This is a genomic window from Fictibacillus iocasae (assembly GCF_042665465.1).
GTDB lineage: Bacteria > Bacillota > Bacilli > Bacillales > Fictibacillaceae > Fictibacillus > Fictibacillus iocasae.
Genome location: NZ_JBHTCP010000006.1, coordinates 81,482 through 92,531, shown reverse-complemented (window position 1 = coordinate 92,531; position 11,050 = coordinate 81,482). Strand labels below are relative to the sequence as shown.

Genomic DNA, 11,050 nt, shown 5'->3' with positions numbered 1-11,050 from the left:
CTCTTGCTTGTTTAAAACTGACGGAATTCATTTAATTCCTTACCTATGCTTTTGTTCAGTTTTCAAAGAACTTTTTGTTTGCCGCTCGTTTTGGCGACTTTATTAGGTTAACACATTATCAATCTCTGTGTCAACACTTTTTATTTCGTTGTTCGCTTGCTGACTTAATGTCTTGAAGCGACAAGAAATAATATACCATGTAAAAAAGATAAACACAACCCTTTTATCGAGAAAATATTAAACTTCTTTAAAAAGAAGGTTATACCGCTAATCCCACTCATCATCTTCTTCCACTAATTCAATACCAGATGGCATGATGCCTTGCAGATCCTTTATGGTTGCAAAGGAAGGATGATTCGATATGCCTGTGATAAAGTCACCGTCATGGCCAACCCAAAATACGGTTGAGCTTTTCGTGAGCGTGACGATAGGCGTGTTGGCGTTCCATTTTAATTTAACGAGAGGAGTAATAGGATGTGTGACATCATGCTCCCTTTCTTCAATTGTAAAAACATCACCGTTAAACGACCACAGTGATACATTCATCATACAGCCGTTGGCGTAAAGATATGGATAATAGCTTCTGAACTGTTCTGAAGCTTGAAGTACTGCTTTCACAAATACGGTATCTTTCTGGCTTCCCTTTATATAGTTAAACTCGATGTTATACTGCTTGAATAATTCTTCATATTCTTGCTGCTGAAAGTCATAGATTTCTGCAAGTGAATGAATAGGTATTTGATTTCCTGCTAAACTCCAGTCGTTAAAAAGTTCTTCATGCCCATTGCTATCATTAAAAAAGAGGAATTTCACAATATAGGCAAACTCTCCTTCCAGAACAAAAGGAAATGTAGCTTCTTCATAAGGCTCGTTCCTAACCTGATCGAGGGGGAAATAGCTGACTTGCACCTTCAAGTCCATCACCTATCTTCTACCTTCTTTTTTTTATCTTCTTTATAAATACTTCCTTCCTTCTATAATACCCTTTCCACATAACGAGAATAAAAGAAAGCTGCCCTGATGAATCACATCATGATCCATCAGGGCAGCTTCCATTTATTTATTCTTCCGAAGAACCTTCGTCATTTGCTTCTGTTTCGTCTGGGGATGTGCCGTCCTCTAGCACGTCCTCTGCTGTTTCGAGTGGTTCTGTTGCTGGTTCTTCTTCATCTTTCTCTACGACAGCAACCGTTGCGACCTGGCTGCTTTCATTCACGTTCATCAGCTTAACACCTTGTGTGTTTCTTCCGGTTTGAGATATGCTCGCGATATCCATGCGGATGATGATGCCGTTTGATGTGATGATCATCAAGTCAAGTTCAGGCACGACGGTTTTCAAAGAAACGACTGGACCGTTCTTGTCTGTGATGTTGCACGTTTTGATCCCTTTACCGCCGCGGGTCTGCAAACGGTAGTCGGCCATCGGTGTACGTTTGCCGTACCCTTTTTTCGTGACGATCAGGATATCGTGCGACTCATCAAGCACTTCCATGCCGACAACCACGTCGTCTTGGCCGAGTGTGACCGCTTTAACACCGGCCGCTGACCGTCCCATCGAACGGACATCGGTTTCATGATAACGGATCGCCATTCCTTTGCTCGTTCCGACGATAATTTCTTTCGTTCCATCAGTCAGCCTGACGCCCATCAGTTCATCTTCATCACGCAGTGTGATCGCGAACAATCCGCCTTTGCGGATGTTAGAGAACGCCGACAATGGCGAACGCTTCGTGATACCTTGGCGTGTCATGAAGTTTAGGAAGATGGAATCGGCTTCAAGATCTTCGACTGGAATGACCGCTGAAATCGTTTCGCCCTGCTCGATCTGCAGCAGGTTGATGATCGGAATACCTTTTGCAGTACGGCCGTATTCAGGAATCTCGTATCCTTTTAAGCGATACACCTTTCCTTTGTTCGTGAAGAAAAGAATGTAATTATGCGAGTTCGTGGTAAACAGGTGCTCGACGAAATCATCTTCACCTGTGCCCATGCCTTGAATCCCTTTGCCACCGCGTTTTTGTGAACGGTATGTGGAGATAGGCAGGCGCTTGATGTAGCCTTTGTTCGTCAGTGTGATGACGATGTTCGTACGCGGAATCAGATCTTCGTCTTCAATCGAGTTGAAGCCGACAGAAATAACGGTACGGCGTTCATCGGCAAACTTGTCCTTGATCTCTGTAAGCTCGGTACGGATGATTTCGAGAATCTTCTCTTCATCCGCCAAAATCGCACGCAATTCTGCGATCAAAGCGACAAGCTCGCTGTATTCGTTCTCGATCTTATCGCGCTCGAGTCCTGTAAGGCGCTGGAGGCGCATCTCAAGGATCGCTTGAGACTGCTCGAAGCTTAGCTCGAATTTCTCCATTAAGCCTTCACGCGCGATGTCCGTTGTACGTGACGCACGGATAAGCGCGATCACTTCGTCCAAGTGATCAAGTGCGATGCGCAATCCTTCTAGGATGTGAGCGCGCGCTTCCGCTTTACGCAGGTCGAACTCTGTACGACGGCGAATGATCACTTGCTGATGCCTTAAGTAATGGTACAGCATCTCTTTAATGTTCAGCACTTTCGGATGCCCGTCAACGAGAGCGAGCATGTTGATACCGAAGCTCGTCTGAAGCGCTGTCTGTTTGTATAGATTGTTCAAAATGACGTTCGCGTTCGCATCACGGCGCACTTCCATCACAACACGCATACCATTGCGGTCTGATTCGTCGCGAAGGTCTGTGATGCCGTCGATTTTTTTGTCGCGCACAAGCTCTGCAATCTTTTCGATCAATCGTGCTTTGTTGACCTGATACGGAAGCTCTGTGACGATGATCGCAGACTTTCCGCTCGCCATTTCTTCAATCTCCGCTTTCGCACGGATGATGATGGAACCGCGTCCAGTCGTGTAGGCTTTGCGGATCCCTTCACGGCCAAGAATCTCACCGGCCGTCGGGAAATCAGGACCAGGGATGTATTCCATCAGCTCAGGAATCGTGATGTCTGGGTTGTGGCTGAGCGCAAGCAGGCCGTCGATCGTCTCGCCAAGGTGGTGAGGCGGGATGTTTGTCGCCATACCTACCGCAATTCCTGCCGCTCCGTTAACGAGGAGGTTAGGGAACCTGGCTGGAAGAACGACGGGTTCTTTTTCTGAGCCATCGTAGTTATCTTTATAAGCAATCGTATCTTTGTTAATATCACGGACGATTTCCATCGCAATCTTGCTCATGCGGGCTTCCGTATAACGCATTGCCGCCGCAGCATCGCCGTCAACCGATCCGAAGTTTCCGTGCCCGTCGATTAGCATGTGGCGGAAATTGAAATCCTGCGCCATACGGACCATCGTGTCATAGACCGCAGAGTCGCCATGCGGGTGATACTTACCGATTACTTCACCGACGATACGCGCGGATTTCTTGTACGCCTTGTCCGCGGTCATGCCTAGGTCGTTCATCGCATATAGAATACGGCGGTGAACCGGCTTCAATCCATCACGAACGTCCGGCAGCGCGCGGCTGACGATGACGCTCATCGCGTAGTCCATGAAGGATGTGCGCATTTCTGTGCTGATGTTAATCTCTTTAACCCGTGAACGTTCCATTTCACTCATCGGTTTCTAACCTCCATACCCTCTACTAAACAGCTTAAGTGCCGCCGCGCCATTTAAGAAAAGGGCATCATCCCTTCGCCTAAATGAAGATTGGGGCACTTGCTGCAAAAGTTTTATATCATTGTTTCCCGGGAATTATATGTCCAGGTTCTTAACGTACTGTGCGTTTTCCTGAATAAAATCTCGGCGAGGCTCAACTTTATCCCCCATCAGGATATCGAACGTTTCATCCGCTTCCATCGCATCCTTCATCTCAACCTGAAGCAGTGTTCGTGTTTCCGGGTCCATCGTCGTTTCCCATAGCTGCGATGGATTCATCTCACCAAGACCCTTGTAGCGCTGCAATTGCGGTTTCGGATTTTGCGGAAGCTCAGCGAGCATTTTCTCAAGCTCTTTATCGTTGTACGCATAATCGACATGCTTTCCGCTCTGTACTTTATAGAGCGGTGGCTGCGCGATATAAATATAGCCGTGTTCGATGATCGGTCTCATATAACGGTAGAAGAACGTGAGCAGCAGCGTACGGATGTGCGCCCCGTCAACGTCGGCATCTGTCATGATGATGATCTTATGGTAACGCGCTTTCGCGATATCAAAATCTTCCCCGATCCCTGTACCGAGTGCCGTGATAATTGCGCGCACCTCGTTGTTTGAGAGAATCTTGTCCAAGCGCGCTTTCTCTACGTTGATGATTTTACCGCGCAATGGCAGGATCGCCTGAAAATGACGGTCACGACCTTGTTTCGCCGATCCGCCGGCAGAGTCACCCTCTACCACGTACAGTTCAGAGATGCTCGCGTCTTTAGAGGAACAGTCTGCAAGCTTTCCTGGCAATGAGGAAACTTCCAGCGCACTTTTACGGCGTGTGAGCTCACGTGCCTTTTTCGCTGCGATGCGCGCACGCAGTGCCATGCTTCCCTTTTCGACAATCTTTCTTGCCACGACCGGGTTCTCGAGCATAAAGCTGTTGAACGTTTCAGCAAAAATCGATTCCGTGATCGTACGGGCTTCTGAGTTTCCGAGCTTCGTTTTCGTCTGTCCTTCAAACTGCGGATCCGGGTGCTTGATGGAGATGATCGCCGTCAAGCCTTCGCGCACATCATCGCCCGTCAAGTTCGTATCGTTGTCTTTGAACAGGTTGTTCTTGCGGCCATAATCGTTGATTACACGCGTGAGGGCTGTCTTGAACCCTGACTCGTGCGTACCGCCTTCATGCGTGTTAATGTTATTGGCGAACGAGTAGATGTTGCTCGTATAGCTGTCGTTGTATTGAAGGGCGATCTCGATGGAAATGCCATCTTTCTCGCCTTCTACAAAAATAGGCTCTTCATGAATCGGTTCACGCGAACGGTTGATATGTTCAACGTATGACTTGATTCCGCCTTCATAATGGTATTCCTTTTCCACTGGCTCTTCACCGCGCAGATCTCTGGCAATGATCTTGAGGCCTCGGTTCAAATAAGCAAGCTCACGGATACGGTTGGATAATGTGGAGAAATCGTACTCAAGTGTTTCGGTAAAAATTTCACCGTCCGGTACGAAATGAGTCTTCGTTCCCGTCTTGTCCGTTTCGCCGATCACTTCCAAATCAGCTGCCGGTACGCCGCGGTGGAACTTCTGATAATGGATCTTCCCGTCACGGGACACGGTCACTTCCAGCATAGAGGAAAGCGCATTAACGACGGATGCCCCTACACCGTGCAGGCCGCCAGATACTTTATATCCGCCGCCGCCGAACTTTCCGCCCGCATGCAGGACGGTCATGATGACTTCAAGCGCCGGGCGCCCCATCTTCTCATGCATCCCGACAGGAATTCCGCGTCCGTTGTCTTCTACTGTGATGCTGTTGTCTTTTTCAACCGTGATCGAAATCGTGTCGCAATAGCCGGCGAGCGCTTCATCGATCGAGTTATCGACAATCTCCCACACAAGGTGGTGCAAGCCCTTCACGTTCGTGGAGCCAATGTACATTCCAGGACGCTTTCGTACAGCTTCCAGGCCTTCAAGCACCTGTATATTACTCTCATCATACTGCTGTTCTAACTGCTGTTCAGTCGTCATTTATCCTTCACCTTCATTCCGGTTTAAAAGCATTTCTAAATCTATCACTAACGCCGATCGTTACACCACGTGATATCAGCAGGCGTGTCTTAGAATTGTAACAGTAAAATACTTTACTGCTCGAAAAGATTGAGTAAGTAGAGCATTTAATTTATTTTTGAATGAACACCTTTGAGGCATCATTGAAAGTTGATTGGAGTGAAAGGTGCCGACTCCTGCGGGATGAGTGAGAAGGTGAGACCCTTCAATGGCGCGTGCGACGAAGGGGCTCACCGCTCATCCCGCGGAAAGCGTGCGCCTGTAACGGAAATCAACCACTTCTCTGAATTCATTCAAAAAAGGTTTTTAAAAATATATTTATTTAAAAGACCAGCTTTGTTCGAATATCCCTTTGTCTTCTGCCCTTTTTTTCAGCGTGGCTGCTGAAAGCGGGGACAGGTAGACCTGCCTGTCTGTGATGACCACCGACTTTGGCACCGATTCGCCAAGGCTGGTCAGGCTGTTGTGTTCTTGCTGCAGAGAGAGAAATCCTTTTGCGAGTGCGGATGCGGTAAACGAAACATAATCCATAATGGCCAGAATCTCTTTAGCCGGAATCACTTCATCTTCTCCTAAGTGAATGAGCAACATTACTCCTCCTTAATCCCGCCTCTTTATTTCTCCTTGATGCACCTCATATGACGCTGCTTTTTCAAGTGTCTCATGATGGATGCCTTCCACACTTGTCGTCGTGACGAACGTCTGCACTTTATCTTGAATCGTGTTCAGCAGATGAGACTGGCGGTAATCATCCAGCTCTGATAGAACATCATCCAGCAAGAGGACCGGATATTCTCCCACCTCAGAATGGATAAGGTCGATCTCTGCGAGTTTCAGCGATAGGGCGGTCGTCCGCTGCTGTCCTTGAGAACCATACGTTTGCACGTCTTTTCCGTTCACCTCAAAAAGCAGATCATCCCGGTGCGGACCGAACATGGAAGTGCCGCGGTCAATCTCTCTGTCTTTTATTTTATCAAATTTTGCTGCGAATGCTTCTATCATTTTCGTCAAATCACTCGATTCGCATACGTCCACAGCGGGTTTGTAGAGAATTTTTAATGTTTCCTTACCGCGCGAGATTCCTTGATGAATCGGCTCTGCCCATTTCTGCAGCCTATCCATGTACGCGAACCGCTTCATCGTGATGCGGGCCGCCTTCTCGATCATCTGCTCGGTCAAGATATCGAGCATCATGATCTGTTCAGGCTTGCCTTTTCGGTGCATGTCGCGAAGAAGCGAGTTACGCTGCGCCAAAATCTTTTGATACTGCGAAAGATCGTGCAGATACACCGCGTTTACCTGACCGATCTCCATGTCGATAAAACGGCGCCGCACTTGCGGGCTGCCTTTTACGAGATTCAGATCCTCAGGCGCGAACATGACCACGTTGAAATGGCCGACATAGTCTGTCAGGCGCTGCTGTTCGATGCGGTTCACCTTCGCCTTCTTCCCTTTTTGCGAGAGAACGAGGCTCAGGTCCGTCTGTCGGTTCTTTTTTTGAATGCTACCTTCTATTTTAGCATACTCTTCGTCCCACATTATTAATTCTTTATCACGCGCCGTCCTGTGCGATTTGGCGAACGCCAGAACATAGATAGACTCCATCACGTTCGTCTTGCCTTGGGCGTTCTCTCCAAGAAACACGTTCACCTTGTTCTCGAACGAAAGGGAAAGGGACCGGTAATTTCGGTATTGTTTAATCGCTAACTCTTCAATATGCAAAGGGCTTTCCCCCTGTTACCTGCTCACAGTAAATTTGCCTAGCTTCGGAATCGCCACTGTATCACCTTCATACAGCTTCCTTCCTCTCCTGCTCTCACGTTCCCCGTTCACGAACACTTCATGCTCAGCTAAATACCATTTTACCATTCCACCCGATTCAATCGCATCGGTGATTTTCAGCAGCTGCTGCAGCGTAATATAATCCGTCTTAATCTGTACATTCGGCATATGTACAACCTCCTCTAATATTCTATCTCAAGTATAGCCAAACCTCTTAATTACTTTACCATTCACCAGTTTCAAGGAAATCGAGTTTTCACTTCAACACTTTCAACGAATCACTCACACTATTCCTAGATCGGCGTGCACCCTTTTTTTCGGCTTCTTTGAATTCTTCATTGACTGAGGTTGATCTGAGTGAAAGGTGCCGACTCCAGCGGGATGAGTGATGCAGGTGAGACCCTTCAATGGCGCTTGCGACGAAGGGGCTCACCTGTCCAGCAGAAATGGCTAGCCCCTCGAGGTCAAATGAGGAAGTGCCCAATAAGTCACAAACCGACTTACCGGTCCCTTCCTCATTTGCTTGTCGGGGCTGAACGAGCCATTCCTGCATTTCGCCACACCCCGCGGAAAGCGTGCACCTGTAACGTAGATCAGCCACTTCATTGATTCTAAAAAAAAGAACTATATGAAATAGAAAAACCGCCGGAGAACCGGCAGTCTATTAATATGTGCGCACTGGCAAAATAAGTTGTTTGATCGCCTGGTCACCCGTCGGTTTCACGAGGAACGGTCTCATCGCTCCAGTGAACAGGACTCTTACTTCTGTGGAATCCATCGTTTTGAGAGCTTCCATCATATATTTCGCGTTAAATGAAATTTTCAGCTCTTCACCTTCCATCTCATCAACCATCACATGCTCGAACACTTTTCCGATCTCAGGTGAGTTAGACGATACTTCCACCTGCTGATTGCCGATCGTAGCGAACTTAACAACGTTGTTTCTTCCTTCTCTCGCCAATAACGAAGCACGGTCAATCGCCTGAAGAAAGTCTTTCGTGTTAAGAACGATTTCTGTTTTTGAATCAGACGGGATGAGCTTGGATGTATCCGGATAGTTTCCATCAAGCAGCCTGGAGAAGAATAAAATGTTCTTCGCCTTGAACAGCACCTGGTTGCTCGTTACGACGATTTGCAGATTTTCTGCGCTGTCATCAATGATTTTGGAAAGCTCGTTTAGGCTTTTCCCCGGAATGACAACATTCGCGAACGAAATGTCTTCTGATCCCGTGTCGACTAAAATTTGACGCTCCGCTAATCGGTGGCTGTCTGTTGCAGTACAGGTCAGCACGCCATCTTCTAGTTTCATGTTCACCCCAGTTAATATAGGGCGTGTTTCTGAGGTGGACACCGCAAAGACAGTTTGACGGATCACGTTCTTGAACAGATCACCTTGAATCTCAAACACATGATTTTCCTGAATCTGTGGAAGCAGCGGATATTCTTCCGGATCGAGTCCAAGAAGGCTGAATTCTGATGAACCCGAACGAAGTGTCGTCTCAAATCGTTCGCCTACTTCTATTTCAACGGTATCGTTCGGAAGCTTCCTGACGATTTCAGAAAAGTATCGTGCCGGAAGAACGACACTTCCTTCTCGTTCGATCTCAATATGTACGATATCGTTTTCTTCTACAGGAATAAGGCGTTCGATAGAAATGTCGGAGTCGCTTCCTGTTAAAGTCATGCTTTCGTGATCAACGGTCATCTTAATCCCTGTAAGAATTTGAACGGTTGTTCTGGAAGATACGGCCTTCATGACATCTTGAACACCTTCTATGAGCTGATCCAGATTAATCTTAACTTTCATGCGTAAGAACCTCCCTGATAATATAATAATTTTTTTAAAAAAAATCGTCGTAGTAGTAATAGGCGCTGTGAATTTGTGGATAAGCCTATTTTAAAAGAAAGTACAGCCTATCCACATGTGGACAGACTGTGTATAAGCTAGATGCGGTTATGCACATTGTTAACAGGGAAAATTTTAATGAGATTTAAGCTGATCGTGGATTTCCTGAACTTTTTTCTGCAGCTGATAATCGGAAACGAGCAGATTAGAGATCTTTTCATGTGCATGTAGGACAGTTGTATGGTCTCTTCCTCCGAACTCTTCGCCGATTTTTGGCAGTGAATTATCCGTCAGCTCACGCGCGAGGTACATCGCAATCTGTCGCGGGAAAGCCACCGATTTTGTCCTCTTCTTAGCCGTAAAGTCTTCAAGCTTCACATTATAATGCTTGCCGACCGCTTCTTGAATGTGATGAATCGTCAGCATGCGCGGCTTGGCAGACGGGATAATATCCTTTAGCGCCTCTGCAGCCAGATCTGCGTTCATATCCTGGTTAATGAGTGATGAATAAGCCACTACACGGATCAGTGCGCCCTCCAGCTCACGAATGTTTGTGTCGATCTGGTTCGCGATATACAGCATCACTTCATTCGGAATATCCAGCCCTTCCGCTTTCGCCTTCTTTCTCAAAATCGCAATTCGAGTTTCGAGATCAGGCGGCGTGATATCTGTGATCAGACCCCATTCAAAGCGGGAACGCAAACGGTCTTCGAGAGTCGGGATTTCCTTTGGTGGACGGTCACTAGAGATGACAATCTGCTTACTTTCCTCATGAAGCGCGTTGAACGTATGGAAAAATTCTTCCTGGGTCTGTTCTTTTCCGGCAAGAAACTGAATATCATCAATCAAAAGCACGTCCACACTGCGAAATTTGTTGCGAAATTCTACTGTTTTGTTGTCACGGATCGAATTGATAAACTCGTTCGTGAATTTTTCAGAAGAGAGGTACACGACCTTTGCACCTGGGTTGTGGTCGACAACATAATGGCCGATCGCGTGCATTAAGTGAGTCTTTCCCAGTCCGACTCCTCCGTAAATGAAGAGCGGGTTGTAGGCTTTTGCCGGCGCTTCCGCTACGGCAAGTGATGCTGCATGAGCAAAGCGGTTTCCGGAACCAATAACAAACCGGTCAAACGTATATTTTGGGTTAAGCATGCTCTGAGAAACCTCTTCATGAGGCTCGGGCGCATTTTTTGGCGCTTTCTTTAAAGCAAGCTCCATCGTTAAATCTTCCTCGATCTGGTTTTGAGGAATGATGAATTTCACATCCAGTGCAGCACCTGTAACATCCTTCAACGTTTCCGAAATCAAGTTCGAATAACGGGATTCAAGCCAGTCACGCGCGAAATCGTTCGGTGCGGTGATGACTAGCGTATCATTTTGAAGGGCGTGTGCTGTCGTTGACTTAAGCCAAGTCTCAAAGCTTGGTTTGCTGACCTTTTTTTCTATTGCAGCCAGCGCCTTGGACCACAAGTCACTGATATTTTCCACTACTTGTCCCTCCCCTATATTTCAAGCACCTTTTTCAGCGGAGTTCACGTCGTATAACACTTGTACAACGGCCTGCATATGCATGAATAAAAATAAAATCCACAGCCTGTGTGAATGAAACAGTTAATATAGTAGAATAGCGGCATTTCATAAGTTATTCTCGATCTGTGGACAAGCGTATTAACAAGAACAAATAACTGTCCACAACTTTATCCACAGCGTGTGGATAAACCACA

Annotated in this window: 8 protein-coding genes; all 8 read right to left on the bottom strand. The window is 47.0% G+C overall.

The annotated features are described in order from the left end of the window. Nucleotides 1-267 precede the first annotated feature (267 nt). The 8 genes from ACFQPF_RS03935 to dnaA all read right to left on the bottom strand — a co-directional run bounded on the left by ACFQPF_RS03935 (nt 268) and on the right by dnaA (nt 10,814). Nucleotides 268-921: a hypothetical protein gene (locus ACFQPF_RS03935; protein WP_379746774.1), complete on the bottom strand. Its 654-nt coding sequence runs from the start codon at nt 919-921 to the stop codon at nt 268-270. Between the two features lie 139 nt (nt 922-1,060). Continuing rightward, nucleotides 1,061-3,595: a DNA gyrase subunit A gene (gene gyrA / locus ACFQPF_RS03930; RefSeq protein ID WP_379746772.1), complete on the bottom strand. Its 2,535-nt coding sequence runs from the start codon at nt 3,593-3,595 to the stop codon at nt 1,061-1,063. A 135-nt stretch (nt 3,596-3,730) separates the two neighbouring features. After that, the gene (gyrB, locus tag ACFQPF_RS03925) at nt 3,731-5,656 is read right to left on the bottom strand and encodes a DNA topoisomerase (ATP-hydrolyzing) subunit B (RefSeq protein WP_379746770.1); all 1,926 of its coding nucleotides are present in this window, start codon (nt 5,654-5,656) and stop codon (nt 3,731-3,733) included. A 357-nt stretch (nt 5,657-6,013) separates the two neighbouring features. Further along, nucleotides 6,014-6,286 carry an extracellular matrix regulator RemB gene (remB, locus tag ACFQPF_RS03920; protein WP_379746768.1) on the bottom strand — a complete coding sequence of 91 codons (273 nt, stop codon included), beginning with the start codon at nt 6,284-6,286 and terminating at the stop codon, nt 6,014-6,016. Between the two features lie 9 nt (nt 6,287-6,295). Then, entirely contained in the window at nt 6,296-7,417 is a 1,122-nt protein-coding gene (recF, locus tag ACFQPF_RS03915) for a DNA replication/repair protein RecF (protein ID WP_379746766.1), read from the bottom strand. A 15-nt stretch (nt 7,418-7,432) separates the two neighbouring features. Next, on the bottom strand, nt 7,433-7,645 hold the full coding sequence (yaaA, locus tag ACFQPF_RS03910) for a S4 domain-containing protein YaaA (protein ID WP_379746764.1): 213 nt from the start codon (nt 7,643-7,645) through the stop codon (nt 7,433-7,435). 496 nt (nt 7,646-8,141) lie between these two features. Further along, nucleotides 8,142-9,284: a DNA polymerase III subunit beta gene (gene dnaN / locus ACFQPF_RS03905; protein ID WP_379746762.1), complete on the bottom strand. Its 1,143-nt coding sequence runs from the start codon at nt 9,282-9,284 to the stop codon at nt 8,142-8,144. Between the two features lie 174 nt (nt 9,285-9,458). Then, entirely contained in the window at nt 9,459-10,814 is a 1,356-nt protein-coding gene (gene dnaA, locus ACFQPF_RS03900; protein ID WP_379746760.1) for a chromosomal replication initiator protein DnaA, read from the bottom strand. Nucleotides 10,815-11,050 lie beyond the last annotated feature (236 nt).

Bases quoted from the DNA above. Each gene is read 5' to 3' on its own strand.
- remB (WP_379746768.1), bottom strand. From the start codon at position 6,286: ATGTTGCTCATTCACTTAGGAGAAGATGAAGTGATTCCGGCTAAAGAG.
- yaaA (WP_379746764.1), bottom strand. From the start codon at position 7,645: ATGCCGAATGTACAGATTAAGACGGATTATATTACGCTGCAGCAGCTG.
- gyrA (WP_379746772.1), bottom strand. From the start codon at position 3,595: ATGAGTGAAATGGAACGTTCACGGGTTAAAGAGATTAACATCAGCACA.
- dnaN (WP_379746762.1), bottom strand. From the start codon at position 9,284: ATGAAAGTTAAGATTAATCTGGATCAGCTCATAGAAGGTGTTCAAGAT.
- ACFQPF_RS03935 (WP_379746774.1), bottom strand. From the start codon at position 921: ATGGACTTGAAGGTGCAAGTCAGCTATTTCCCCCTCGATCAGGTTAGG.
- gyrB (WP_379746770.1), bottom strand. From the start codon at position 5,656: ATGACGACTGAACAGCAGTTAGAACAGCAGTATGATGAGAGTAATATA.